Source organism: Streptomyces sp. NPDC050856, assembly GCF_040653855.1.
Classification (GTDB): domain Bacteria; phylum Actinomycetota; class Actinomycetes; order Streptomycetales; family Streptomycetaceae; genus Streptomyces.
Genome location: NZ_JBFAGV010000005.1, coordinates 16,534 through 41,186, shown reverse-complemented (window position 1 = coordinate 41,186; position 24,653 = coordinate 16,534). Strand labels below are relative to the sequence as shown.

Genomic DNA, 24,653 nt, shown 5'->3' with positions numbered 1-24,653 from the left:
CGCCGGCGTCAGCCCACGTCGAGCGCGTTGCGCAGCCCCAGGCGGTAGCGGGTGCGGTCGTGCCGCTTCAGGGCCTCGATCTCCGGGGCGCGGAACAGCGGCCGGACGGTGCACCGCGGCGCGGGCGAACCCGTACGGTCCAGCAGGGCGTTGACCGCCTGGCGGGCTGAGGCGTTGGCCCCCTCCATGGTGGCCAGGTCGATGTCCACGGTCACGTAGTCGCCCGCCAGGAAGAGGTTCGGGACCTTCGTGGCGGCCGACGGGCGGTCGTGGAGGGTGCCCACCGGGTGGATGAGGAGCTCGTCCTCGTTGACCGGGTTCGGGGTGCCGATGCCGTCCACCCCCGGGTCCAGGAACCACGAGTGCAACGCGCCGTCCCGGAGCGCGGTGCGGCCCGTGTCGTTGAGCGCCGCCTTGAGCTGGGCCCACACCTCGCGCGCGACCTGCTCGCGGGTGCACTGCTTGGCCGTCTTCCCGTACAGGATGCCCGGCCGGTCCCACTCGGAGATGTCCACGGACAGGCAGTCCACCACGGCCCCGTCGCCGTAGTCCGCCGGGAAGTCCCGCTCCGGCCAGTGCCCCGCCTGCGCGATGGCCGTCAGCGACCAGGGGGAGTCGACGCAGTTGACGTGGCCGCGCACCAGTGGCGGGCGCTCCGTCAGATAGAACTGGATGCCGGTCATCCAGTCCGTCCGGAGCCGGTCGCACCGGGCCAGTTGCGGATCGGCGGCGCGCAGCGCGGGGCCCCAGGTGCGCCGGGCGTGCTCGACCGGCAGCGCGCAGACGTAGTGGTCGGCGGTGACGGTCGTGCGGGCCCCGGTGGGGTCCTCGACCAGCGCGCCGGTCACCCGGCCGTCCCCGTACACCACCTCCCGCAGCGTCCAGCCGATCCGGAACTCCACGCCCAGCGTGCGGAGATGGGCCTCCCAGGGGTCGATCCACGCCTCGTTGGTGGGCGCGTTGAGGACGCGGTCCGGGGGGCCGTCCGCGCCCCTGCCGAGCGCGTTGAGGACGAACGCCTCGCCGAGTCTGCCGACCGTGCGGGTACTGGCCTCCTCGGCCTTGGTCGCCACGATGTTGCGGGTGATGCCGATGGCCAGCAGCCGCTGGTAGTTCTCCGACATCCGGGCGGCCCGGGTGAACTCCCACCAGGGGGTGTGCTCCCACACCTCGTCGCGCCGCTCGTCGCAGCTGGTCAGGAACACCAGGGCGCGGTTGACGAAGTAGGCGGTCTCGTGGGGCGGCAGGCCGGTGGCCGTCTCCAGGAGCGCGGTCAGCGCCCGCCGGATCTCGTCGAGGGTGAGCCGCTCGGGCTGGTGGCCCGGCCACGGGATGGGCATCCGGAGGTCCTCGCGGCCGGTGCGGGCGAACATCATCTCGCGGGGCGCGACCAGGTTGCCGAAGACGCCGTCGGTGTTTCCGGGGAAGGGGATGCGCCGCATGGTGTCCGGGAGGTTGTGGTAGATGCCCGGGATGAACCGGAATCCGTGCTCGGCGGGCAGTGGCCGGCGACCGCCCCTGGCGCTGCCGGGTACGCCGAAGCTGCGGGCCTTGCCGCCGAGCGCCCGCCGCTCGTAGACGGTGACCCGGAAGCCCCGCTCGGCCAGCTCGTGCGCGGCCGTCAGCCCGGCGACCCCGCCGCCGAGCACGGCCACGGACGGTCCCGGGGCGGCGGCGCCGCGTTCCGCCGCGGTGGCGGGCGCGGTCGCCGCGCCCGCCCCCACCGCGCCGGCAACGGCGGCGGCGCCCGCCACGAAGATGCGTCGCGTGGTACCCGAACGGTGCATGCCCCACCCCTTACCACCGGTAACTGTCACGTCGGTCGCAGGAGCATAGAGCCGCACCCCCCGACCCGGAAGCGCCGCGCCCGCCGCACCCCACATTGGCGCGATCGCGCCCCCCGTGGAGGCGGCCGGCGTGGCGCGGCCCTCCGGGGCGCCGGGCGGAGCGGTACCGCGCGCCGGGCCGCCCGCCGCCGCGCGGGCACCCGCGCGGAACCGGCCGGTGCGGGCGAGGGGGAGCGGGTGGCCGCCGGAGGGCAGAATGGGCGCATGTCCCGACGCCCCACCCGCCCCCGCCGCCCCACGGCACGCTCCGCCGCGCGTCCCGGCCCCGCCGCCGTTCCCGCCGGCTCGCCCTGTCCGTGCGGGCTGCCCGCCGCCTACGGCGAGTGCTGCGGGCGGTTCCACTCCGGGCAGGCGTCCGCGCCGACCGCGGAGCTGCTGATGCGCTCGCGCTACAGCGCCTTCGCCGTGCGCGACGAGCCGTACCTGCTGCGGACCTGGGCGGCCCGGACCCGCCCTCCGGGCGTCGATTTCGACCCGGGTACGCGCTGGACCGGCCTGGAGATCGTGGAGACCACCGACGGCACCCTGTTCCACACCACCGGCACGGTCACCTTCGTCGCCCACTGCACCCACCGGGGGGAGCCCGGCTCCCTCCAGGAGCGCAGCCGGTTCGAGAAGGCCGACGGGGTGTGGGTCTACGTGGACGGCACGTTCGCCGACTGACCGGTCAGCCACCCGATCCGCCGCCGGGTGAGCGTGATCCGCAGCCGGAGGGAGCCCCGGTTCCCGGCCACCCCGCCGTACGGGCGCCGCGCCGTCACGTCGGGCTCGTGGGTGTCCGCCACCCCGGGCTCCCGGCCGGTCACAGCGCCGGCCGGCCCGGACGCAGGAGCAGGCCGGGGTTGTACGCGCCGAGCACCTTGTTCGCCGCCGCCAGCGCCGCCAGCGCGTGCTCGCGGTCCGCCTGGTCCTCCTGGCACATCGGTACCCGGAAGCGCCGCACCTCGCGCGCCGCGCACTCGGCGTCGACCTCCGCCTGCAGGATGCCGATCGGCATGCACGACCCGATCAGGGCGGCGACGCGATCGGGGATCGGGACGGGGATGAGCGGTGACGCGGTCACGTGAGGTCCTTTGCTTGCTGTGCTGCTGGTGGCAGTCGTCCGTCGGCGTGCTCCCTCCATGGGTACAGCACGATGTTCCGGATTCTCCCGCAGGTTCGTCCCCGCGCTGCAACCGTTCGCGGTATGAGCCATCGATTTACCGTTACGTGGGAGTATTTTGACCTGTTGGCAAGCCGCGCGACATCAAGTGATCGCCGGACACGGGAAGTTGATCACACCGAGGCCGCGGCCCGGTGGCCCGCCCGCCGCGTGCCGCCCCGCCGAGTGCCGGTCAGCCGCCGGTCCGCCCGGCCCGTAGCTGGAGGGCGCGCAGCACCGCCTCCGTCGCGAAGCGGCTCTCCGGGTCGGCCAGCCGGCCGGCGAACCTGGCCTCCAGGTTCCGCATCCGGTACCGCACCGTCTGCGGGTGGACGTCGAGCAGTTCGCCCATCTGCGCCGCCGTGCCCCTGGTGTCGAGCCAGATGCGCAGTGTCTCGATCAGCCGCTCCCGGCGGGTGGGGGTGAGTCCGGTGAGCGGGGCGAGTTCCCGCTCGGCGAGGTGGCCGGTCAGCGCCGGGTCGGCGAGCAGCCACAGGGTCAGCAGGTGATCGGCGCAGAAGACCGGCCGGGTGTCCTCGACGACGCCGGCGTCGACGAGCTCCAGCACGCGGCGGGCCCAGCGCAGCGAGTCGGCGGCCGAGGCGACCGGCACGGTGAGGCCGACCGCCGCGCGGGACGTCGGGAAGGCCGCCACCAGCATCCGGGTGCGTTCCTCGTCGAGCTCGCCCGGCACCAGCAGGTGCGGCTGCGGATCGGTGAGGTCGAGCAGGACATCGTTGTCCACACCGGCCCGGGAGGGCTCGGCGGGCGGGTGCAGCGCGACCAGCGTGACCCGCTCCGGCAGCGGCCAGCCGGTCTGCTCGGCCAGTTCGGCCACGGCCGCGCGCGGCACGGGCGGCGGTCCGGCCAGCACCAGCCGCAGCAGACGGCGGCGCAGCCCCTGGGACTGCTCGGCCGACTGGGCCCGCACCTCCAGATAGCCCTCCCGGGACAGGCCCTCCAGCTCGTCGATGTAGGCGAACAGCGCGTCGGCGAAGCTGAGCATCAGGGTGGGCGAGAGGTTGTAGCGCCGGCCCACCTTCTTGGCCCGGCGCAGCGCGACCCGGGCGCCCAGCCGGTAGGCGCCCTGCAGGGCCTCCAGGCTCCGTCCCTCGTAGGCCTCGAAGCGGCCGAACCTGCGGCACATCTCGTCGCGCAGGGCCGTGGGCGCCGAGGGCGAGGCGACCTGGTCGACGAAGGCGGAGATGTTCTGCTCGACGCCGACCCGGACGGCTTTGCCGTACGGGCCGTTCAGCAGCCGCGCGTACTCGGGATAGGCGCGGGTGATCTCCAGCCCGACCTCCTTGATCAGGCTGGGGAGTTCCGGCCGCATGATCGCGGCGAACTCCTGGGGGAGCGGGGCCAGGGGCTCGCCGGCCTCGGACGGTTGCGTGGATCTGGGCATGCGGGTGTCCCCTCGTCCTCCGGAACTCCGGTGGGGATGGGCGCGTAGGGGGAAGCGCTCCCACATACCGTCAGGCGCGAGCGCTCCGTGGGTGCTGAACATAGACCAGGAGACCCCGGACGCGCAGTAGTCCGGACCAGGCGGACGCCCGCCCGGGCCAATCTGGCCGAACCGTGACCGTCGCCCCGCCGGACACCGGGCCGATACGCCGACGGCGGTACCGGACTGCTCAGTTGCGGATAAGAAACACGTCCCGGGTGTTGCCGTGGAGACAAGAAAATACCGGCGGGTAAGAACGTCGCGGAAAACTTATGGACGAGTATTGCGCGGCCGGTTACTCGCTCGTAGCGTCACTGGCGCAAGGTGCTCGACCTGGTGGCCGGAGCAATTCGCCACCGCGTTCCGTGAAGTGAGCCGCTTACTGCTTTTCGTGCCCTGTACGAGCCGCGTACGGGGACGGGGAGCGGTCAAATCTGGTACGCCCGACTCCCCTAGGAGGCACCAGCACATGCGACCCATGACGAGAATTTCCGCGTTGACCGTAGCCGCTTTTCTCGGCGCGGCCGGTATGACCGCGACGACCGCCAACGCGGCGGCGCAGGCCGACTGGACGGTCACCAACCCCGCCGCCGACGACACGTTCAGCGCGGTGAACGTGGCCGGCACCACCTCGGTGCTCACCAACAAGAGCACCGGCGCCCAGGTGACGTGCCGGACGATCGCCGCGTCGGGTGTGGCGGCGGACGGTGCCCGGCCGGGTGGCACCGGCCTGGCGACGATCCAGAGCGCGACGTTCGGGTCGTCCGCCGCGAAGTGCAGCGGCCCGCTGGGGTCGACATGGACGGCGACCAGCACCGCGCCCATGTCGCTCAACGGGACCTCGTACAGCGCGGGCGTGGCCAAGGGGACGATCACCGGGATCAGCATCAAGCTGACCGGCTCCAGCATCGCCGGGGCCTGTTCGGCGACCGTCACCGGGTCGGCCAACACGGGCAGCTACACCAACGCCACCGGTGTCCTGGAGATCCTCAACGACGCCACCCCCGCACTGAAGATCTCCGCCGTCGCCGGCAACTGCGCCGGCCTGCTCAAGAACGGTGACGTGGCGACCTTCACCGCCAAGTACAAGGTCACCCCGGTGATCACGGTGACCGGCCCGTAAGGGACGGCACCGCGGGAGCCCGCGCCGCGCGGCCGGTACACCACCGGCCGCGCGGTCGGCGCCGGGCGGCGGGGCACCGCCGGCAGGGACGGGGACGAGCGGCGGCACAGGGGGTCGTGACCGATGAGCGGCAGCAGGAGCAGCACGGCGAAGGGCCGCCGACGGCTCGCCCGTACGGCGGCGGCGGGAGCCGTCGTACTGGTGGCGGGTCTCGTCCCGGGCACCGGCGTCGCCGTCGGCGAGGGGGAGCAGCACGTGGCGCGGGACCTCGCCTATCGCTGCGCCCGGCCGGGCGGCGGAGGGGGAGCCGCGGCGAAGGGCACGGCGGCGGGGGAGGCGACGGTGCGGGTGTCGGCCGTGCTGCCCCGGCGCGTCCCGGTCGGGCGCCCCGTCCAGCCGCGGCAGGTCTCCGTGCGGGTGTGGCTGCCCGCCGACGCGGTGGCCGACCTGACCGCGCGGGGCGCGGCGACGGCGGGCGGCGCGCTCGGACTGACCGCGGCCGTGGCCCAGCGGGGGACGTCCGCCGAGGTCGCCTGGTCCCGGCTTCCGGTCGCGGACACCGTCCTGCCCGGGCGGACGGCGGCAGGGGAGGGGCCGGCGGCACCGGAGGGGCACACCGGACCGCCACCGGCCACCACCGGACCGGCCGGGAACACCGGACCGGCCGGGACCGTGGGACCGGGTGACACCGCCGGGCCGCCCGGGCGGCCCGGGACAGCCGAGACCGCCGAGACCGCCGGGACCGCCGCGCCGGGCGGCACCGCCGCACCCGCGGCCACCGCCGCTCCGGAGAAGCCGGCCGGAGCACCGGCCACCGCCGCGCCCTCCGCCACCCCGGCACCGGGGACGACGGGCGGGCCCGCCCCGGACGCTCACACGGTCGAGGCCAAGGGGGCCGTACCGGCGGTCACCGCCCGCTCGGGCGGTGAACTGTCCTTCTCGGCCGGACGCCTCGGTCTGGACCTGCTGCCGCGCACGGCGGACGGCAGCCCCACCACCCCGCCCCACCTGTCCCTGGCCTGCGCGCCGGTGCCAGGGGCGGACACGGTGTTCGCCCGCGTCGCCGTGGCTTCGGCCCCCGGCGCGAGCGGGGCGCCCGCCACGCCGCCCGCCACCGACGGCCCGGGAACACCCCCCGGCCGGCCGGGGAGGCCGGGCCGGGAAGATCCGGGCTGTGTCGAGGACCCCGTCCAGCCGTCCGACCCCGTGCCCGCCCACGGCTACCTCACCGGATACGCGAATGTCGAAAAACAGCGCGGCGCCATGCTGTTCGAAAAGCACGGCCTGCTGCGGGTGAACATGCTCAAGGGATTCCAGTCACTGCCGTGCAACCCACCGGACGGGCCCTTCTTCGCCATCTACAGCGACAGTACGTTCGACCTCGGCGGAAAACCGCAGATGCCGCCCGCCACGGCGACGTTCCTCACCTTCGGCTTCATGCCGACCAGCGCCACCGTCGAATTGGCCCTGGCCGGGCGGCTGGACATCGTCACCCATGTCTACCCGCTGGACGCGCGGGGCCGGCAGCCCCAGGTCACCACCGCGACCGGCCGGGCGTGGCTGCGGCTGCGCGGCGTCACCGTCAACGGCACCCCGCTCGACGTCGGACCCGCCTGCCGCACGGCCGAGCCGATGCGGCTGGAACTGACCGGGCGCGGCCACACCGACGTGGAAGGACGGCCGCACGGGTACACCGTGGCCGGCGGGGGGCCGCTGACGGCGGACTCCGCCACCATTCCCGCGTTCAGCGGGTGCGGCGCCCGGGAGGACCTGGACGCGCTGTTCACCGCCAGTCTCTCCGGCGGGGGGAACCGCCTCAAGATGATCCAGGGCCCGCTGTGCGCCCCCGGTTCCGAGTACTGCCCCGACCCGCCGAAGCCCGAGCCGGAGCGGTGAACACGCACGGCCCGACAAGACCGCGGTGCCGGATTGTCATGCGGTGACAAAGGGCGCCCGCGATACGGAAACGACTGGCAGAACGCTTGTCCGGGCGCCCTACCGAACCGTAACGTGCGCCGCCCAGCGCGCTTTTGTCACTTCCTCAGCACGAAGAGCCGCACGAGCACCTGGGAGTTGTGGTGGGAACAGAAGTGGTCGTCGAAGGGCTGACCAAGTCCTTCGGCAGGCAGAACATCTGGCAGGACGTCTCCCTCACCCTGCCCGCCGGTGAGGTCAGCGTGCTGCTCGGTCCTTCCGGCACCGGGAAGACCGTCTTCCTGAAATCCATCATCGGACTCCTCAAGCCCGAGCGCGGCCGTGTCCTCATCAACGGCGTCGACATGGTGAACAGCCCGGAGCGCGACATCTACGAGACCCGGAGACTGTTCGGGCTGATGTTCCAGGACGGGGCGCTGTTCGGGTCCATGTCGCTCTTCGACAACGTCGCCTTCCCGCTGCGCGAGCACACCCGCAAGAAGGAGTCCGAGATCCGCCGTGTCGTCATGGAGCGCATGGAGATGGTCGGCCTCGTCGGCGCCGAGGGGAAGCTGCCCGGGGAGATATCCGGCGGCATGCGCAAACGCGCCGGACTGGCCCGCGCCCTCGTCCTCGACCCGCAGATCGTCCTGTGCGACGAGCCCGATTCCGGACTGGACCCGGTACGCACCGCCTACCTGTCCCAATTGCTGATCGACCTCAACGCCCAGCTCGACGCGACGATGCTCATCGTCACCCACAATCTCGACATCGCGGCCACCGTGCCGGACAACATGGGGATGCTGTTCCGGCGGAATCTCGTCACCTTCGGGCCGCGCGAGGTCCTGCTCACCAGTGACGAGCCGGTCGTGGCGCAGTTCCTCAGCGGCCGCCGGGAAGGCCCCATCGGCATGTCCGAGGAGAAGGACGCCGCGACCCTGGCCCGCGAGCGGCGCACCGCCCCCGCGTACGCGCCCCGGGCGCTGGCCCGGCAGCTCGAACCGTCCCCCGGCCTGCCGCCGCGCGCCGCCGTGCTGCGCCGCCGGGCCCGCGTCCTCGGGATGCTCGGGCAGCTTCCCGAGGCGGCCAGGGCGGCGATCCTCACGAGCCACACCCCGGCCGGCGGTGCCCCCTCATGACCGCCCACCTGCCCGTACGCCCCGGTGACCCCGGCGAGCCGCCCGAGCTCCCCGCCGCCACCGCCCGGCCCGGCCCGGACACCACGCGGGTGGACCCCCTGGCCGCCACCCGTCCCGTCCCCTCGCCGGCGTCCCCGCCGGCACCGCCCGACGCGGCGGCGGCGCGGACCGGGCCACGGCCGCCCTCCCGGCTGCTCGCGCCGCTGCGCCAGACCGGCGGGCTCTTCGCGCTGGCCGCCACGGTCTGCCGGGACGTCTTCCGCAGGCCGTTCCAACTGCGCGAGTTCGTCGAGCAGTTCTGGTTCGTCGCCGGGGTCACCATCCTGCCCGCCGCGCTGGTGTCCATCCCGTTCGGCGCGGTGATCGCCCTCCAGGTCGGCTCGCTCACCCAGCAGCTCGGCGCCCAGTCGTTCACCGGAGGGGCCAGCGTCCTCGCCGTCATCCAGCAGGCCAGCCCGCTGATCGTCGCGCTGCTGATCTCCGGCGCCGGTGGCTCGGCGATCTGCGCCGACCTCGGCTCCCGCAAGATCCGTGAGGAGCTGGACGCCATGGAGGTGATGGGCGTCTCGCCCGTTCAGCGCCTCGTCGTGCCGAGGGTCCTGGCGACCATGGGCGTCGCCGTCCTCCTCAACGGCATGGTCTCCGTCGTCGGCACCCTCGGCGGCTACTTCTTCAACGTGATCATGCAGGACGGCACCCCCGGCGCGTACGTCGCCAGCTTCTCCGCCCTCGCCCAGCTCCCCGACCTGTGGATCAGCGAGATCAAGGCGCTGATCTTCGGCTTCCTGGCCGGCGTCGTCGCCGCCCACCGGGGGCTCAACCCGCGCGGCGGCCCCAAGGGCGTCGGTGACGCGGTCAACCAGTCGGTGGTCATCACCTTCCTCCTGCTCTTCTTCGTCAACATGGTGCTCACCGCGATCTACCTCCAGATCGTCCCGGCGAAGGGAGCCTGACCGTGGCCTCCCCGCTCGCCTGGCTCGACCGTTCCGGCGACCAGTTGCTCTTCTACGTCCGGGCCATCGGCTGGGTCCCGCGCACCCTTCACCGCTACGCGAGGGAGGTGCAGCGGCTGCTCGCCGAGGTCGCCTTCGGCAGCGGCGGCCTCGGCGTCGTGGGCGGCACCATCGGCGTGATGGTCGCGATGACGCTGTTCACCGGCACCGTCGTCGGCCTCCAGGGCCACGCGGCGCTCGACCAGATCGGCACGTCGGCCCTCACCGGCTTCCTCTCCGCCTACTTCAACACCCGCGAGATCGCCCCGCTCGTCGCCGGTCTGGCCCTCTCCGCCACCGTCGGCGCCGGGTTCACCGCCCAGCTCGGCGCCATGCGCATCAACGAGGAGGTCGACGCCCTGGAAGCGATGGGTGTGCGCTCCCTGCCCTACCTCGTCACCAGCCGCGTCATCGCCGGGGTGGTCGCGATCATCCCGCTCTACGTGATCGGCCTGCTCTCCTCCTACGTCGCCTCCCGGACGGTCACGGTGGTGTTCAACGGCCAGTCGGCGGGCACCTACGACCACTACTTCAACCTGTTCCTCTCCCCGGACGACGTGCTGCTCTCCATCCTCAAGGTGCTGATCTTCAGCGTGATGGTGATCCTCGCGCACTGCTACCACGGCTTTCGCGCCGAGGGCGGCCCGGCCGGCGTCGGCGTCGCGGTCGGCCGGTCCGTACGCAACGCCATCGTGCTGATCAGCGTCACCGACTTCTTCCTGTCGCTGGCCATCTGGGGCGCGACCACGACCGTGAAGGTGGCCGGATGAGCCCCCGAACCGTACGGCGACGCCTCGCCGGAGTGGTGTTCCTCCTGGTGCCCGCCCTGCTGGTATGGTTGTCGATCGCCGTGTACGACAAGAGGTTCACGCGCGACGCCACCGTCACCGTCCTCACCGGCAGCGCCGGCAACGAGATGCACCGAGGCGCCGAGGTGAAGCTGCGGGGCGTCGTCATCGGCGAGGTGCGCGACATCCGCGCCGACGGCGACGGCGCCCGCCTCACCCTCGCCATCCGTCCCGGCCGGCTCCACCGAGTCCCGGCCGACGTCACCGCCCAGATGCTGCCCACCACCCTCTTCGGTGAACGGTTCGTCGCCCTCGTACCGCCCGGGCACGCTCCGTCGGCCCGTACGCTCGCGGCCGGCGCCACCATCCCGCAGGACCGCTCCGCCAACGCCATCGAGCTGGAACAGGTCCTCGACCAGGTGCTGCCGCTGCTGACCGCCGTGAAACCCGAGAAGCTCTCCGCCACCCTGACCGCCGTCGCCCAGGCGCTGAGGGGCCGGGGCGACCAGCTCGGCCGCACGCTGGTCACCCTGGAAGCCCATTTGCGGAAGCTCAACCCCCACCTGCCCACCCTCAACCGGGACATCACCCACCTCGTCGAGGTCAGCCGGGTGTACGGCGACGCGGCCCCGGACGTGCTCGACGCCCTGACCGACCTCACCACCACCAGCGGCACGCTCGCCGAGCAACAGGCCCGGCTGGCCGCACTGCACGGCTCCACCACCACCGCCGCCCGGGACCTGACCGCCTTCCTGCGGCAGAACCGGGACCACATGATCCGGCTCGCCGGGACGTCCCGCCCGACCCTGGAACTGCTCGCCCGCCACTCGTCCTCCTTCCCGTGCACCCTGCGCACCCTCGCGGGCTTCGTCCCCGCCATGGACAAGGCCCTCGGCAAGGGCACCGGAGAGCCCGGGCTGCATGTGAACGTCCGTACCGTCCCCTCCCTGGGCGCCTACGAGCCCGGCCGGGACACCCCGCGCCACGAGGCGAGCGGCGGCCCGCACTGCTACGCCGTCCCGTACACCGGCAAACCCGCGCCGGCCACCGCCCGGGCCGCCCGGACGGGCGCCGAACCGGCCGGCGGCGGACTGGGCCTGCCCAACTCGCCCCAGGAGAGCCGGCTCGTCAACGAACTGATGGCCCCCGGCCTGCGGGTCGCGCCCCAGTCCCTGCCCGACTGGAGCACCGTCCTGACCGGCCCCGTCTTCCGCGGCGCGGAGGTGACCCTGAGATGACACGCCGTTCGCTCGCCGGACCGCTCGCCAAGTCGCTGGTGTTCGTGGTGGTGACCGTCCTCGCCACCACGGTCCTGGCCCTGTCCATCGCCAACACCGGTGTCGGCGACACCGTCACCTACAAGGCGCGCTTCACCGACGTCACCGGCCTCGCCGAGGGCGACAGCGTCCGCATCGCCGGAGTGAAGGTCGGCCAGGTGGCGTCGATCCGGCTCGCCGACCGGCGCGTGGCCGAAGTCGGCTTCACCGTGCGCCAGGACCGCACGCTGCCCGCGTCGGCCACCGCGTCGATCAAGTACCTCAACATGGTCGGCCAGCGTTACGTCGACCTCGACCGGGGCGCCGGCCCCGTCGGACGCACCCTGCCCGCCGGCGCCGTCATCCCACTGGAGCGCACCACCCCCGCCCTGGACCTCACCCAGCTCTTCAACGGCTTCCAGCCGCTCTTCGAAGGGCTGTCCCCCAAGGAGGTCAACGGCCTGGCCGCGTCCATCGTGCGGGTGCTCCAGGGAGAGGGCGGCACCGTCGACTCCCTGCTGCGGCACGTCGGTTCACTCACCACCACCGTCGCCGGCAAGGACCGGGTCATCGGTGAAGTGATCAGGAACCTCGACACGGTGCTGAAGACCGTGAACCAGCGCGAGGCGGGTTTCAACGACCTCGTCGTCACCCTCCAGCGGCTCGTCACCGGCTTCGCCGGCGACCGTGAACCGCTGGGCGAGGCGATCACCGCCATGGGGTCGCTCACCACCGTCACCGCCGGGTTCCTCCAGGACGGCCGCGCACCGCTCAAGGAGGACATCCGCCAACTGGGGCGGCTCTCCGGCCGGCTGGCCGACAGCACCCCCCTGATCGAGGCCTTCCTGCGCCGGACCCCGGCCAAGATGGAGGCCGTCGGACGGCTCGCCTCGTACGGCTCGTGGCTCAACCTCTACCTGTGCGAGGCCAAGGTCTCCGGCGTCACCACCGACGACGGCTCCCCGCCGCCGACCGGCATCGCGATCACCGAATCGAGGTGCCGCGCATGAGGCTCCCCCGGATGAAGCCGGTACGGGACCGCAATCCCGTCGCCGTGGGCCTCGTCGGCCTCCTCGTCCTCGCGCTCATCGCCGTCACCGCCTACACCTCGGGCGCCCTGACCGGCGGCAGCGCCTACGCCGCCGACTTCACCGAGGCCGCCGGCCTCGACGAGGGCGACGAGGTGCGCATCGCCGGTGTCAAGGTCGGCGAGGTCACCGCCGTCGAGCTCGACGGCGCCCGGGTCAAGGTCGGCTTCGAGGTGGACGACGACACCTGGATCGGCGAATCCAGCACCGCCGCCATCGCCATCAAGACCCTGCTCGGCGAGAAGTACCTCGCCCTCGACCCGCTCGGCACCCGCCGTCTGGAGCCGGGGACCCGCATCCCGGTGTCGCGCACCACCGCCCCGTACGACGTCACCCAGGCCCTCACCGGCCTCGGCGACACCATCGACGCCATCGACACCCGGCGGCTCGCCGAGAGCTTCGACGCCATCTCCGCCACCTTCCGCGACTCCGCGCCCGACGTGCGCAGCGCCGCCACCGGCCTGTCCGCGCTCTCCCGTACCGTCTCGTCACGCGACGCCCAGCTCGCCGAACTCCTCAAGGGCAGCAAACGGCTGTCGCGGACCCTGGCCGCCAAGAGGAGCAGCTTCGAGACCCTCCTGGAGGACGGCGGACTGCTGCTCGGTGAGCTCAGGGCCCGGCGCGACGCCATCCACCGGCTCCTCACCGGTGCCCGGGACCTCGGCACCCAGCTCACCGGCCTGGTCCGGGACAACAACCGGCAGCTCCGGCCGACCCTGGCCGCGCTCGACCGGGTCACCGGCGTCCTGCTGGCCAACCGCGAGAGCCTCGACCGGACCCTGGCCCTGGCCGGCCCCTACTACCGGCTCGTGGGCAACACGCTCGGCAACGGCCGCTGGCTCGACAGCTACGTCTGCGGCCTCGTCCCCAAGCACTACCTGAGCCCGGGCACGCCACCCGCCACCGGATGCATGCCGCCCGTACCGACCGCCGGAGGTGCCCGGTGAACCCCGAACCGAACCCGCCGGACGCCCCGGCCGGCCACCGGGGGGACCCCCGGAGGGCGAAGCTCCGGCGCGCCGCCGCCCTGGGGACCGGGCTCGTCCTGGTCGCGGTCGCCGCCGCCTCCGGCGTCCTCGCCCTCGACGACTCGGACACCACCCGCCTGACCGCCCGCTTCGACCGGGTGACCGGCGTGTACGAGGGATCCGACCTGCGCGTCCTCGGAGTGAAGGTCGGCACCGTCGGCCCGGTGCGCCCGAAGGGCAAGGAGGTCGAGGTCACCCTGCTGCTGGACGAGGACGTCCGCGTCCCGGCCGGCGCGCACGCAGTGGTCGTCGCCCCCAGCGTCGTCGCCGACCGCTACATCCAGCTCGCCCCCGCCTACACCGGCGGGCCGGAGATCCAGGACGGCGCGGTCCTGCCCGCCGCGCGCAACGCCACACCGCTCGAGATCGACCAGCTCTACGCCTCGATCACCGAACTCAGCGAGGCCCTCGGCCCCCGGGGGGCCAACTCCCGGGGCGCCCTGGCCCGCCTCTTCGACACCGGCGCCGCCAACCTCAAGGGCAACGGCAAGGCGATGGGGGACTCCATCGAGCAGTTCGGCAAGGCCGCGAAGACCCTGGACTCCAGCAGCGACGACCTGTTCGACACGCTCACCGCCCTCCAGTCCTTCACCACCATGCTGAAGAACAACGACGGGGACGTACGCCAGGCCGAGCGGCAGCTCGCCGCCGTCACCGGCTTCCTCGCCGACGACAAGGAGAACCTGGGCGCCGCGCTCAAGGAACTGGGCCTCGCCCTCGGGCAGGTGAAGACCTTCGTCCGGGAGCACCGCGGCAGCCTGAGGAAGAACGTCGACACGCTGATACCGATCACCCGTACCCTGGTCGACCAGCGCGCCTCACTGGCCGAGCTGCTCGACACCGCGCCACTCGCGGCCGGCAACGTGCTGAGGGCCTACGACCCGCTCAACCGCACGCTCAACGGCCGGGCCGACCTCAACGAGCTCAGCTTCGGGCCCCGGGCCGGGGCCCCGCCGGCGCTGGTTCCCGCCGGCCCGGCCCGCCGCAAGACCCTGCCCGCCCTCCCGCTGCCCGCCGTCGGCACCGTCTACGGCACCCCCGGAACGGGGGCGGCACGGTGACCCGGCTCCCGCGTGCCCCGCGGCCCGGAGCCCGGACCGGAGTCGCCGCGGCCGCGCTCGCCCTGGCCGTGGGATTCTCCGCCACCGTCACGAGCTGCGAGGTGCCCGGCGTGGAGCTGTCCGGCATCGAGCAGCTGCCGCTGCCCGGCGGCGCCGATCTCGGCGACCACCCGTACCAGGTCACCGCCGAGTTCGCGGACGTCCTCAGCCTCGTCCCGCAGGCGGCGGTCAAGGTCAACGACGTGACCGTCGGCCGCGTCACCGGGATCGCCCTGGCCGGCGACGGCTGGGCGGCGAAGGTCACCATGCGCGTCAACGGCGGCGTACGGCTGCCCGCCAACGCCTACGCGCACCTGGAGCAGTCCAGTCTGCTCGGCGAGAAGTACATCCAGCTCACCGCACCCGCCGGGGCGCTGGGACGCCTGGCGGACGGCGCCCGTATCCCGCCGGCCCGCACCAACCGCAACCCCGAGGTGGAGGAGGTCTTCGGCGCCCTGTCGATGCTCCTCAACGGCGGCGGCATCCAGCAGCTCAAGACCATCACCACCGAGCTGGGCACGGCACTGCGCGGCAACGAGACCGAAGTCCGCTCCCTGCTCAAGCGGCTCAACACGCTCACCGCGAGCCTCGACAACAACAAGCGCGACATCACCGCCGCCCTCGACGGGGTCAACCGGCTCTCCGCCACGCTCGCCACCCGCAAACGGGAGGTCGGCAAGGTGCTCACCGGCCTCAGCCCCGGCCTCAAGGTGCTGGAGCGGCAGCGCGCCTCGCTGCTCACCATGCTCAAGGCCCTCGACACCCTCTCCGATGTCGCCGTCGACACCATCGACAGGAGCAAGGCCGACCTGATCGCCGACCTCAAGGCGCTCGGCCCCACCCTGGAAGCCCTCGCCGACTCGGGCAGGGCACTGCCCGACTCCCTCCAGGTGCTGCTGACCTACCCGTTCACCGACGAGGTGCTGCGCGGTGTCAAGGGCGACTACCTCAATGTGTACCTGGACGTCACGGCCGTCCCGGGCACCCGGGTCATCCCGCCGATCGGCCCCCCGGACACCACGCCACCGGACACCACCACACCACCGGACGGCGGCTCGCTGCCCCTGCCCCTTCCCCTGCCGTCGGCCGGGAGGAACTGATGCTGACCCTCGCCACCCGGCTCAAGAACCTCGCCTTCCTGGTCATCGCCGTCCTCGTCCTCGGCTTCACCGCCGTGCGGTACGCGGACCTCGGGCACTGGGTCGGCCTGCGCGACCACTACACGGTACGTGTCCAACTGGCCACCACCGGTGGACTGTTCACCCACTCGGACGTGACCTACCGGGGCGTATCCGTGGGCCGGGTCGGGCCCATCGAACTGACCGACGACGGGGTCGAGGCCGAACTGCGCATCAAGGAGTCCGCGCCGGACATCCCCGCCGACCTCCAGGCCGTGGTCGCGGGTCTGTCCGCCGTCGGCGAGCAGTACATCGACCTGCGGCCGGCCGGGAACGGCGGGCCCTACCTGCGCGACGGCGCTGTCATCCCCCGTGCCGACACCCGCACGCCGGAGCCGGTCACCACCGTCCTGCGCGGCGTCAGCGAGCTGGCGTCCTCCGTCGACCTCGAATCGCTGCGCACGGTCGTGGACGAGTTCGGCACGGCGCTGGGCGGGCACGGCGACGACCTCCAAGCGCTGCTGGACAGCGGCGACGACTTCGTACGCGCCGCCGACCGGGCCCTGCCCGCCAGCACCCGGCTGATGATCGACGGCGAGACCGTCCTGCGCACCCAGGCCGAGGAGGGCGAGGCCCTCACCTCCTTCGCCACCGGGGCCAGGGAACTCGCCGCCCGGCTCAAGGCGTCCGACCCGGACCTGCGCAGGCTCATCGCCGCCGCACCGGACGCGGCGGGTCAGGTCAGCGCGCTGCTGCGGGACCTCGATCCGGGCTTCGGGGTCGTCGTGGCCAATCTGCTCACCACCTCGGAGGTGGCCGTCACCCGGCAGCGCGGCATGGCGGAGTTCCTGGTCCGGATGCCCGGGGTGGTCGCCGCCGGGTCGACCGCGGTGACCCCGGCCGGCGTCAACCTCGGTATGTCGCTGACCTTCTTCGAGCCGCTGCCGTGCACGGCCGGCTACGGCGCCACCGTCCACCGCAACGGGCTGGACCTCTCCGCCCCGCCCGCCCTCAACACCGCGGCCCGGTGCGCGTCCGCCCCGTCGAGCGGCATCAACGTCCGCGGGTCCGCCAACGCGCCCCGGGGCGGCCCGGTGCCGGACCCCGTACCGCCGCCCCGCCCGGCACCGCGCCCGGGGCCCGGCCGATGAGCGCGGCGCCGGCACCGGGGCGGCGGTACGGACGGTGGGCGGCCCTGGCCGCGGCGGCGCTGCTGTGCGGGTCGGCCGGCTGGGCGTACGCGCGCGCGGCGGGCGACGAGACCCGGGCCCGCGCCCAGATCCGGGACACGGCGCTGGCCGCCGGGCGGCAGCACCTCGCCGGCCTCAGCAGCCTCGACGCCGCCCGGCCCGACGCGTCACTGCGGCAGTGGCTGGCCGCGTCGGCGGGGGACCTGCGCGCGGAGCTGGAGCGCGCGGGGCGGCCCGGCTCGCGGACGTCGGTGCGCGCCACGGTCACGGACGCCGCCCTCACCGCGCTCGACACCCGGGCCGGGACGGCCGGCCTGATCGCCACGGTACGGGTGGACACGGCCCCTCCGGAGGGCGGACCGGGCAGCGACCGCAAGCGCCTGGAGGCCACGCTCGCCCGCACCCGGGACGGGTGGAAGGTCACCGGGCTCCTGGCCGTCCCGGTGGGCGGGTCATGACGGGCCCGTGCCCGGACGCGGCGGGCACGACGGCGGGAGGCGACACCACGGTGAGCGGTACGGAGGAGGACGCCCGGCCGTCGATCCGGGCGTGGCACCACCCGGCCGACCGGGTCCCGCCGGCGGACCCCGGACGGGACGACCCCGGACGCGTGGACCCTCCCGGGCCGGGGGCCCGGCGAGGGGCGGCGCGCCCGCCGGAGCGGGCGGGCCCACCGGATGCGGCAGGCCCACCGGCTGCGGGCGGTCCGCCGCCGGCCCCCAGGTCGCGCGGCCCCTGGCACCGCGCCGCCCGGCTCCTGCCCCTCCCGCTCGCCGTGGCACTGCTGTTCGGCGGCACCGGCCTGGCCTGGCGCGCCCACCAGTTGACCGCCGGACCCGCCACCGCGAACCGGGCGCTGACCGACGCCGACGCCACCTCCCGGGTGGTCGGCGAGGTCAGCGGCGCGCTCACCCGGGTCTTCTCGTACACCCCGGGCGACACCGCCACCACCCGGCAGGCGGCCCGGCGGTTGCTCTCCGGGAAGGCGGCCCGCCAGTACGACACGCTCTTCGCCCAGGTCGAGCGGCACGCGGCCGAGCAGCGACTGACCCTCACCACCCACGTCGTACGCGCCGGGGCGGTCCTGCTCACCGATCGCACGGCGCGACTGCTGGTCTTCCTGGACCAGGTGGCGCGACGCACCGGCAGACCGGCCACGACCGTGGCCGCGCAACTGTCCGTCACCGCCGAACGGCGCGACGGGCACTGGCAGATCACCGACATCGCATCCCGATAGCACCGGGTGGAGGTCCCCCACCGATGGCACGCACGCGCACGGCACGCAACCCCCTCCTGACCGCGGCGGCCGCACTGGCCCTGCTCGCGGCCGGTGGCGCCGGCTGGGGCGGCTGGTCCTGGTACACCGCGGCGCACGACGAGTCCGCCGCCTACGCCACCACCCGCGACGAGGTGCTGGCGGCCGGCGAACAGGCCGTGCAGAACCTCAACACCCTCGACCACCGCGACCTGCGCCGTGGTCTGGACACCTGGCAGGAGTCCACCACCGGCGACCTGCGGCGTCAGCTCACCGAGGGCCGCGCCGGGTTCGAACGGCGAATCCGGCAGACCAGGACGGTGACCGCCGCCGAAGTGCTGTCCGGCGCGGTGACCGAGCTGGACACCCGGGCGGGACGAGCCGGCGTGATGGTGGCCCTGCGGGTCACCGTGACACCGCCCGAGGGCCGGCCCGCGGCGAAGGAGAGCCGACTGCTCGGCGAGCTCACCCGTACCCCCGAGGGCTGGAAACTGAGCGCCCTCGGCCAGGCACCGGTCGGCACCACCCCGGCCGACTGAGAGGAGCCACCACCCCATGCCGACGACCCGTCACCTCATCAACCGGCAGCGCAGACTGGCCACCGCCCAGGCCACCCGCCCGGCTCCCGCCAGGTCCACCGCGCGGCCCGCCGCGGCCACCGGGCGGGCGCGGACCACGGAGCGGGCGCGTGACGCCGGAACCGTGCGCGACCAGCCGAAGAGGGCGCCGCGCGGCCGTCTCCCGGCCGGCCTGGCCGTACTCACCGTCCTGCTCGGCGGCTTCGCCGCCTGGGCCGGCACCGAGGCGTCCGCCCTGCGCGACCGGCCGGCGGTTCGGAACGCCGCCCTCACCGACGCCTCCCGCACCAGTGAGGTCAAGGGCCAGGTCACCAAGGCGGTCAACGCCCTCTTCTCGTACGACCACGCCGCTCCGGCGGCGGCCGACAAGGCGGTGCGGGCGCACCTCACCGGCAGGGCCGTCGCGCAGCACCGAGCGATGCTCGCACCGATCCGCGCGCAGGCCGCCCGGCAGGGACTCGTCCTGACGACCACCGTCACCCACAGCGGAGTGGAAGTCATCGACGGCGACCGCGCCCGGGTGCTCGTCTACGCCGACCAGAGCAACACCCGTACCGCAACGAAGAAGGACGAAACGGCGCACGGCGCCGCCATGTTCGCCGTGGAGGCACGGCGTGGCGGCGGTACCTGGCGGATCACCGCCATCGACACCCTGGGGGCGGGCTCATGAGCGGGCTGCGGCGGATGAGGCGCGGGCTGACCGGGACGGCCGCGGCGATGGCGACGCTGGCCGCGCTCACCGGGTCGCAGGCCCCCGGCGCCTCACGGTCGGTGGAGCCCGCCGCCCACCGGTCCCCGGCGGGCCGGCCGGGGCCCCAGGCGGCGGCACCCCACGACGACGCCTACTACACCGAGTTGCCGCCGCTGGTCGCGGCCACCGTCCCCGGTCCGTTCCGCCCAGGCCCGGCGGGCCCGGTCACCGGGCCGGTCGGCGCCGGGCCGGGCCCGACGGGTTCGGTCCTCGGCGGTGCGCTCCTCACCTGGCCGGCGGCCGTCCGGTCGGGGATACCGGCCACGGTGTTCACCGCCTACCGGCGTGCCGGGGCCGCGGTGGCGCGCACCGACCCGGGCTGCCGGCTGCCCTGGCAACTGCTCGCGGCGATCGGTAAGGTCGAGTCCGGACATGCCGGCGGCGGCCGGGTCGACGCGGGCGGTACGACGCTGACGCCGATCCTCGGGCCCGTGCTGAACGGCGCCGGGTTCGCCCGGATCACCGACACCGACGGCGGCGCGTACGACGGTGACGCGACGTTCGACCGGGCGGTCGGGCCCATGCAGTTCATCCCGTCGACCTGGGCCCGCTGGGGGACGGACGGCAACGGCGACGGCCGGGACGACCCGGGCAACGTCCACGACGCCGCGCTGGCGGCCGGCCACTACCTGTGCGCGGGGGACCGGACGCTCACGGTCGCGGCCCACCTGGACCGGGCGATCCTGGCCTACAACCACTCGGCCGCATACCTGGACACCGTGCTGTCGTGGCTCGCCCACTACCAGCGGGGCGGCGCCCGTCCGGTACCGGACGGCACCGGTGCGGGCGGCACCCTCCCGGCCTTCCACCCGGGCGGAGGCGGCGGCGCAGCCGGCCCGCGGCCGCCCGCCCCGCCCTCCCGCCCGGTCCCGGCCCCGCGTCCACCCGGCACCCCCGGGCCACCGGCCCCCACTCCCACGCGGCCGTCACTCCCGCCCGCGCCCACCACGCCGCCACCGGCCCCCGGCCCGAGGCCCACGCCCACCCCGAGCCCGACAGCCCCGACACCCACCCCGAGCCCGACCCCGACGGCCCCGTCGCCCACCCCGGCCCCGTCGCCCACCCCGCCCCCGACACCCACGCCCACCCCGACACCCACCCCGACATCCACGCCCGCCCCGACATCCACGCCCGCCCCGACGGCTCCGCCCGCGTCCCCGTCACCACCCCCCTCAGCCACTTCCTGACAGGACCTGGTCCAAGTCGTAGGAGACCGGCTCCTCCAACTGCTCGTAACCGCAGCTCCGAGGGGTGCGGTCCGGCCGCCACCGGCGGAACTGGGCCGTGTGCCGGAACCGGTCGCCCTCCATGTGGTCGTACCCGACCTCGCACACCCGCTCGGGCCGCAGCGCCACCCAGGAGAGGTCCTTCTTGCCCGACCAGCGGCTCGGGGCCCCCGGCAGCCGGTTGCCCTCGTGGGCGGCCTCATCGGTCCAGGCCGCCCACGGGTGGGCGTCGGGCGGGTCCATGCGCAGCGGCTCCAGCTCCTCGACCAGCTCCGCGCGGCGCCGGGCGGTGAACGCGGCGCACACCCCGACGTGCTGGAGGGTGCCCCGGTCGTCGTACAGGCCGAGCAGCAGGGAGCCCACGACGGGGCCGGTCTTGTGGAAGCGGTACCCCGCCACCACCACGTCGGCGGTCCGCTCGTGCTTGATCTTGTACATCAGCCGGGCGTCGGGCCGGTAGGGCAGGTCCAGGGGCTTGGCGACCACTCCGTCGAGCCCGGCGCCCTCGTAGCGTTCGAACCAGCCGCGCGCCACCTCGATGTCGTGGGTCGCCGGTGCCAGATGGACCGGCGCGTCGACGCCGTGCAGGACCCGCTCCAGCTCTGCCCGGCGCTCGGTCAGGGGAGTGTCCAGCAGCGAGCGGTCGCCGAGCGCCAGCAGGTCGAAGGCGACGAACCGGGCCGGGGTGCGCTCTGCCAGGGTCCTCACCCGGGAGGCGGCGGGATGGATGCGTTCGGTGAGCCGGTCGAAGTCCAGCCGTCCCTCGTGGGCGATGACGATCTCGCCGTCGACCACGCAGCGCTCCGGGAGCCGTGCCGTCAGGGCGGTGACCAGTTCGGGGAAGTACCGGGTCAGGGGCTTGCCGGTGCGGCTGCCGAGCACCAGCTCGCCGCCGTCCCGGTGGACGATCGCTCGGAAGCCGTCCCACTTGGCCTCGTACTGCATACCGGGCGGGATCGTCTTCACGGACTTGGCCAGCATGGGCTTCACAGGGGGCATCACCGGCAGATCCATGGCTCGATTCTGCCCCTGTACTTTCGTGTATGCCCCGATATGCGGGCTCTCCGGGTGCCCCCTACTGTGGCCGCTATGGGAAACGCGGTGGAGCTGGAGGCCGGCGGGCGGACCGTACGGCTGTCCAACCCGGACAAGGTGTACTTCCCGGAGCGCGGATTCACGAAGCTGGACGTCGCCCGCTACTTCCTGGCGGTGGGACCCGGCATCGTCCGCGCCCTGCGCGACCGCCCCACCACCCTGGAGCGCTTCGTCGACGGTGTGGAGGGTGAGTCCTTCTTCCAGAAGCGCGCGCCGAAGAACCTGCCCGACTGGATCGCGACGGCCCACATCACCTTCCCCAGCGGCCGGTTCGCCGACGAGGTCCGCCCCACCGAGATCGCCGCCGTCATCTGGGCCGCCAACCTCGGCACGCTCACCTTCCACCCCTGGCCGGTACGCGGTGACCGGCCGGACCACCCGGACGAACTGCGCATCGACCTCGACCCGCAGCCCGGCACCGGCTTCCCCGAGGCGGTGCGCGCCGCCCAGGAGCTGCGCGCCCTGCTGGACGAGCACGGCCTGCGCGGCTGGCCCAAGACCTCCGGCGGGCGGGGCGTCCATGTCTTCGTGCCCATCGAACCGCGCTGGGACTTCACCCGGGTGCGCCGCGCCGCCATCGCGCTCGGCCGGGAGCTGGAACGGCGCATGCCCGGCCGGGTCACCACCGCCTGGTGGAAGGAGGAGCGGGGCGAGAAGATCTTCTTCGACTACAACCAGACGGCCAGGGACCGCACCATCGCCTCCGCGTACTCCATCCGCCCCAGGCCCCACGCCCCCGTCTCGGCGCCACTGCGCTGGGAGGAGCTCGGTGAGGTGAGCCCCCGTGACTTCGACCTGGCGACCATGCCGGTGCGGTACGCCGACCACGGCGACGTCCACGCCGACATGGACGAGCACGCCTTCGGGCTGGAGAGCCTGCTGGAACTCGCCGCCCGGGACGAACGCGACCACGGCGTGGGCGACCTGCCGTACCCGCCGGACTACCCCAAGATGCCGGGGGAGCCCAAGCGGGTGCAGCCGAGCCGCGCCAGGAAGACCGAGTGACCCCGGTCAGCGCGCCGCCCCGGGTCTGCGGAGGACCACCGGGCCGGCCGGTTCCTCCGGCGGACGCACCACTGCCACGTCCCGAGCCACTGGCCACGGGTGCGGCCGGCCTGTTCCCGGTGCGCGGTGCGTCCGCACGGCCCTCGGCGGCGCGCCCGGACGGCCCTTCGTGGTGCGGCGGGGTGACATCCGGAGGAGGCTGGAAGGCGCACCACCCAGGGGCACCCACGAAGGAGCACCCGATGCTCACCACCCGATTCGTCACCGGCTCGCCGAACTGGCTCGACCTCGGCACGCCCGACATCGAGGGCGCCGAGTCGTTCTACCGCGAGCTGTTCGGCTGGACCTTCCGGTCCGCCGGCCCCGAGGCCGGCGGCTACGGCATGTTCCAGCTGGACGGCGGGACCGTGGCCGGCGGCATGACGGTTCCGCCCGAGCAGGCGCCGCCCGCCTGGACCGTCTACTTCCAGACGCCTGACGCCGACGCCACCGCCGACGCGGTGCGCTCGGCCGGCGGCACCGTGGCGTTCGAACCGATGGACGTCTTCGACCTGGGCCGGATGGCGGTCTTCACCGACCCGGAGGGTGTCGGTTTCGCCGTGTGGCAGCCCGGCGCGAACAAGGGGCTCGACGTCGTCGGCGTTCCGAACACGCTGTGCTGGGTGGAGCTCCGCACCCCGGACCCCGGGGGCGCGACCGCCTTCTACGGCTCGGTGCTCGGCATCGAGTCCAACACCGTGCCGTGGCCCGACGGCAGCGGCTCGTACACCCTGCTCGGCCCGGGCGGCACGGACGCGGACGCCACGTTCGGTGGCGTCGTACCACTCGGCGCGGACCCCGTGGAGGCGGCGGACGGACCCTGCTGGGTGCCCTACTTCGAGGTCACCGACCCCGATGCGACCGCCGCCCGGGCCGGCCGACTGGGCGGCGCCATCCGGACGGCACCCGCCGACCTGGGCGGGGTGGGCCGGGTCGCCGGGCTCACCGACCCCTACGGCGCCCGCTTCTCCGTCATCCGCAGCAGCCCCGTGGACGGCACCGGCTGACACACCGGCGAACCCCTTGCCGAGCACGGCACTCAGGCCCATGCTGACGTCGTGCGACCGGTCCGTGCCCGGGCGCTCCGGCCGTTGATCGTCCGTTGAGGAGTCGTTTATCCCGGTGGGACAGGGTGTACGGCATGCCGATCAACACCACTGTCCTGACCCCCGACCACGAACTCTCCTGGCAGGAGAGCGCCCTGTGCGCCCAGACCGGCCCGGAGTTCTTCTTCCCGGCCCCCGGCTCCTCCACCGCCGAGGCCAAGCGTCTCTGCGGCGCCTGCGAGGGCCGGCAGGCGTGCCTGGAGTACGCGCTGACGCACGACGAGCGGTTCGGCGTGTGGGGCGGCCTCTCGGAACACGAACGGCACCTGCTGAGGCGGAACGGCCGCTGAGCCACGGGTCTTCCGGCCCCGCCGCTCCCGCCGCTCCCGCCGAGCCCGGCGCGCGGTGGGCACGGGCACGGGAGGGTGACGAGGCAGGCCGGTCCCACCGGCCGGTGCCCGCACGCGGTTCCCCGCGACCGCGCCGCCGG

Annotated in this window: 25 protein-coding genes; 20 read left to right on the top strand and 5 right to left on the bottom strand. The window is 74.0% G+C overall.

Annotated elements, in window-relative coordinates:
* Positions 1 to 8: 8 nt before the first annotated feature.
* Positions 9 to 1,787, bottom strand: coding sequence for an FAD-dependent oxidoreductase (locus AB0H53_RS06435; RefSeq protein ID WP_362108118.1), 1,779 nt, complete (start codon positions 1,785 to 1,787; stop codon positions 9 to 11).
* A 264-nt stretch (positions 1,788 to 2,051) separates the two neighbouring features.
* Here AB0H53_RS06435 and AB0H53_RS06430 point away from each other — a divergent pair, with 264 nt between their 5' ends.
* Entirely contained in the window at positions 2,052 to 2,510 is a 459-nt protein-coding gene (locus AB0H53_RS06430) for a YchJ family metal-binding protein (protein ID WP_362108116.1), read from the top strand.
* Here the strand turns inward: AB0H53_RS06430 and AB0H53_RS06425 are convergent.
* The 3 genes from AB0H53_RS06425 to AB0H53_RS06415 all read right to left on the bottom strand — a co-directional run bounded on the left by AB0H53_RS06425 (position 2,483) and on the right by AB0H53_RS06415 (position 4,393).
* Positions 2,483 to 2,632 (bottom strand): hypothetical protein, encoded by a 150-nt coding sequence (locus tag AB0H53_RS06425; protein WP_362108114.1) that lies wholly within the window; start codon positions 2,630 to 2,632, stop codon positions 2,483 to 2,485. The genes AB0H53_RS06430 and AB0H53_RS06425 overlap by 28 nt on opposite strands.
* Positions 2,633 to 2,649: 17 nt before the next feature.
* On the bottom strand, positions 2,650 to 2,910 hold the full coding sequence (locus AB0H53_RS06420; protein ID WP_362108111.1) for a hypothetical protein: 261 nt from the start codon (positions 2,908 to 2,910) through the stop codon (positions 2,650 to 2,652).
* 271 nt (positions 2,911 to 3,181) lie between these two features.
* Entirely contained in the window at positions 3,182 to 4,393 is a 1,212-nt protein-coding gene (locus AB0H53_RS06415) for a helix-turn-helix domain-containing protein (protein ID WP_362108108.1), read from the bottom strand.
* 535 nt (positions 4,394 to 4,928) lie between these two features.
* On the opposite strand from AB0H53_RS06415, the gene AB0H53_RS06410 reads away from it, so the two are divergent.
* From AB0H53_RS06410 to AB0H53_RS06335, 16 genes are all read left to right on the top strand, one after another.
* Positions 4,929 to 5,555: a hypothetical protein gene (locus tag AB0H53_RS06410; protein WP_362108105.1), complete on the top strand. Its 627-nt coding sequence runs from the start codon at positions 4,929 to 4,931 to the stop codon at positions 5,553 to 5,555.
* A 123-nt stretch (positions 5,556 to 5,678) separates the two neighbouring features.
* A complete protein-coding gene (locus AB0H53_RS06405; RefSeq protein WP_362108103.1) occupies positions 5,679 to 7,451 on the top strand; it encodes a DUF6801 domain-containing protein in 1,773 nt (590 codons plus the stop codon).
* 182 nt (positions 7,452 to 7,633) lie between these two features.
* Entirely contained in the window at positions 7,634 to 8,608 is a 975-nt protein-coding gene (locus AB0H53_RS06400) for an ATP-binding cassette domain-containing protein (protein ID WP_362108100.1), read from the top strand.
* Positions 8,605 to 9,561: an ABC transporter permease gene (locus AB0H53_RS06395; protein ID WP_362108097.1), complete on the top strand. Its 957-nt coding sequence runs from the start codon at positions 8,605 to 8,607 to the stop codon at positions 9,559 to 9,561. The genes AB0H53_RS06400 and AB0H53_RS06395 overlap by 4 nt, the downstream gene beginning before the upstream one ends.
* A gap of 2 nt (positions 9,562 to 9,563) precedes the next feature.
* Positions 9,564 to 10,370 carry an ABC transporter permease gene (locus tag AB0H53_RS06390; RefSeq protein WP_362108094.1) on the top strand — a complete coding sequence of 269 codons (807 nt, stop codon included), beginning with the start codon at positions 9,564 to 9,566 and terminating at the stop codon, positions 10,368 to 10,370.
* On the top strand, positions 10,367 to 11,626 hold the full coding sequence (locus tag AB0H53_RS06385; protein ID WP_362108091.1) for an MCE family protein: 1,260 nt from the start codon (positions 10,367 to 10,369) through the stop codon (positions 11,624 to 11,626). The genes AB0H53_RS06390 and AB0H53_RS06385 overlap by 4 nt, the downstream gene beginning before the upstream one ends.
* On the top strand, positions 11,623 to 12,654 hold the full coding sequence (locus tag AB0H53_RS06380; protein ID WP_362108088.1) for an MCE family protein: 1,032 nt from the start codon (positions 11,623 to 11,625) through the stop codon (positions 12,652 to 12,654). Before AB0H53_RS06385 ends, AB0H53_RS06380 begins: the two co-directional genes overlap by 4 nt.
* Positions 12,651 to 13,679, top strand: a complete 1,029-nt coding sequence (locus AB0H53_RS06375; RefSeq protein ID WP_362108085.1) for an MCE family protein — start codon at positions 12,651 to 12,653, stop codon at positions 13,677 to 13,679. The genes AB0H53_RS06380 and AB0H53_RS06375 overlap by 4 nt, the downstream gene beginning before the upstream one ends.
* Positions 13,680 to 13,759: 80 nt before the next feature.
* Positions 13,760 to 14,821 (top strand): MCE family protein, encoded by a 1,062-nt coding sequence (locus AB0H53_RS06370; protein ID WP_362108551.1) that lies wholly within the window; start codon positions 13,760 to 13,762, stop codon positions 14,819 to 14,821.
* Between the two features lie 62 nt (positions 14,822 to 14,883).
* The gene (locus AB0H53_RS06365) at positions 14,884 to 15,960 is read left to right on the top strand and encodes an MCE family protein (protein ID WP_362108549.1); all 1,077 of its coding nucleotides are present in this window, start codon (positions 14,884 to 14,886) and stop codon (positions 15,958 to 15,960) included.
* On the top strand, positions 15,960 to 17,129 hold the full coding sequence (locus AB0H53_RS06360) for an MlaD family protein (protein ID WP_362108082.1): 1,170 nt from the start codon (positions 15,960 to 15,962) through the stop codon (positions 17,127 to 17,129). Before AB0H53_RS06365 ends, AB0H53_RS06360 begins: the two co-directional genes overlap by 1 nt.
* A complete protein-coding gene (locus AB0H53_RS06355) occupies positions 17,126 to 17,626 on the top strand; it encodes a hypothetical protein (RefSeq protein ID WP_362108080.1) in 501 nt (166 codons plus the stop codon). Before AB0H53_RS06360 ends, AB0H53_RS06355 begins: the two co-directional genes overlap by 4 nt.
* Positions 17,627 to 17,943: 317 nt before the next feature.
* The gene (locus AB0H53_RS06350; protein WP_362108077.1) at positions 17,944 to 18,405 is read left to right on the top strand and encodes a hypothetical protein; all 462 of its coding nucleotides are present in this window, start codon (positions 17,944 to 17,946) and stop codon (positions 18,403 to 18,405) included.
* A 23-nt stretch (positions 18,406 to 18,428) separates the two neighbouring features.
* Positions 18,429 to 18,962 (top strand): hypothetical protein, encoded by a 534-nt coding sequence (locus tag AB0H53_RS06345; protein WP_362108074.1) that lies wholly within the window; start codon positions 18,429 to 18,431, stop codon positions 18,960 to 18,962.
* Between the two features lie 16 nt (positions 18,963 to 18,978).
* Positions 18,979 to 19,671, top strand: a complete 693-nt coding sequence (locus tag AB0H53_RS06340; protein ID WP_362108071.1) for a hypothetical protein — start codon at positions 18,979 to 18,981, stop codon at positions 19,669 to 19,671.
* Complete coding sequence (locus tag AB0H53_RS06335; RefSeq protein WP_362108069.1) at positions 19,668 to 20,939, top strand: lytic transglycosylase domain-containing protein; 1,272 nt, start codon at positions 19,668 to 19,670, stop codon at positions 20,937 to 20,939. Before AB0H53_RS06340 ends, AB0H53_RS06335 begins: the two co-directional genes overlap by 4 nt.
* On the opposite strand, the gene AB0H53_RS06330 is transcribed toward AB0H53_RS06335, so the two are convergent.
* The gene (locus AB0H53_RS06330; protein WP_362108066.1) at positions 20,925 to 21,992 is read right to left on the bottom strand and encodes an ATP-dependent DNA ligase; all 1,068 of its coding nucleotides are present in this window, start codon (positions 21,990 to 21,992) and stop codon (positions 20,925 to 20,927) included. The two genes, AB0H53_RS06335 and AB0H53_RS06330, sit on opposite strands and share 15 nt — an antisense overlap.
* Before the next feature lie 75 nt (positions 21,993 to 22,067).
* Here AB0H53_RS06330 and ligD point away from each other — a divergent pair, with 75 nt between their 5' ends.
* From ligD to AB0H53_RS06315, 3 genes are all read left to right on the top strand, one after another.
* Positions 22,068 to 23,078, top strand: a complete 1,011-nt coding sequence (gene ligD, locus AB0H53_RS06325; protein ID WP_362108063.1) for a non-homologous end-joining DNA ligase — start codon at positions 22,068 to 22,070, stop codon at positions 23,076 to 23,078.
* Positions 23,079 to 23,320: 242 nt separating this feature from the next.
* On the top strand, positions 23,321 to 24,124 hold the full coding sequence (locus tag AB0H53_RS06320) for a VOC family protein (RefSeq protein WP_362108060.1): 804 nt from the start codon (positions 23,321 to 23,323) through the stop codon (positions 24,122 to 24,124).
* A 134-nt stretch (positions 24,125 to 24,258) separates the two neighbouring features.
* On the top strand, positions 24,259 to 24,513 hold the full coding sequence (locus AB0H53_RS06315; RefSeq protein WP_362108057.1) for a WhiB family transcriptional regulator: 255 nt from the start codon (positions 24,259 to 24,261) through the stop codon (positions 24,511 to 24,513).
* The last annotated feature ends 140 nt before the right edge of the window (positions 24,514 to 24,653 follow it).

Excerpts from the sequence above, each read along its gene's own strand:
- AB0H53_RS06435 (WP_362108118.1), bottom strand. The coding sequence starts at position 1,787 with ATGCACCGTTCGGGTACCACGCGACGCATCTTCGTGGCGGGCGCCGCC.
- AB0H53_RS06430 (WP_362108116.1), top strand. The coding sequence starts at position 2,052 with ATGTCCCGACGCCCCACCCGCCCCCGCCGCCCCACGGCACGCTCCGCC.
- AB0H53_RS06415 (WP_362108108.1), bottom strand. The coding sequence starts at position 4,393 with ATGCCCAGATCCACGCAACCGTCCGAGGCCGGCGAGCCCCTGGCCCCG.
- AB0H53_RS06405 (WP_362108103.1), top strand. The coding sequence starts at position 5,679 with ATGAGCGGCAGCAGGAGCAGCACGGCGAAGGGCCGCCGACGGCTCGCC.
- AB0H53_RS06395 (WP_362108097.1), top strand. The coding sequence starts at position 8,605 with ATGACCGCCCACCTGCCCGTACGCCCCGGTGACCCCGGCGAGCCGCCC.
- AB0H53_RS06385 (WP_362108091.1), top strand. The coding sequence starts at position 10,367 with ATGAGCCCCCGAACCGTACGGCGACGCCTCGCCGGAGTGGTGTTCCTC.
- AB0H53_RS06380 (WP_362108088.1), top strand. The coding sequence starts at position 11,623 with ATGACACGCCGTTCGCTCGCCGGACCGCTCGCCAAGTCGCTGGTGTTC.
- AB0H53_RS06375 (WP_362108085.1), top strand. The coding sequence starts at position 12,651 with ATGAGGCTCCCCCGGATGAAGCCGGTACGGGACCGCAATCCCGTCGCC.
- AB0H53_RS06360 (WP_362108082.1), top strand. The coding sequence starts at position 15,960 with ATGCTGACCCTCGCCACCCGGCTCAAGAACCTCGCCTTCCTGGTCATC.
- AB0H53_RS06355 (WP_362108080.1), top strand. The coding sequence starts at position 17,126 with ATGAGCGCGGCGCCGGCACCGGGGCGGCGGTACGGACGGTGGGCGGCC.
- AB0H53_RS06345 (WP_362108074.1), top strand. The coding sequence starts at position 18,429 with ATGGCACGCACGCGCACGGCACGCAACCCCCTCCTGACCGCGGCGGCC.
- AB0H53_RS06340 (WP_362108071.1), top strand. The coding sequence starts at position 18,979 with ATGCCGACGACCCGTCACCTCATCAACCGGCAGCGCAGACTGGCCACC.
- AB0H53_RS06335 (WP_362108069.1), top strand. The coding sequence starts at position 19,668 with ATGAGCGGGCTGCGGCGGATGAGGCGCGGGCTGACCGGGACGGCCGCG.
- AB0H53_RS06330 (WP_362108066.1), bottom strand. The coding sequence starts at position 21,992 with ATGGATCTGCCGGTGATGCCCCCTGTGAAGCCCATGCTGGCCAAGTCC.
- ligD (WP_362108063.1), top strand. The coding sequence starts at position 22,068 with ATGGGAAACGCGGTGGAGCTGGAGGCCGGCGGGCGGACCGTACGGCTG.
- AB0H53_RS06320 (WP_362108060.1), top strand. The coding sequence starts at position 23,321 with ATGCTCACCACCCGATTCGTCACCGGCTCGCCGAACTGGCTCGACCTC.
- AB0H53_RS06315 (WP_362108057.1), top strand. The coding sequence starts at position 24,259 with ATGCCGATCAACACCACTGTCCTGACCCCCGACCACGAACTCTCCTGG.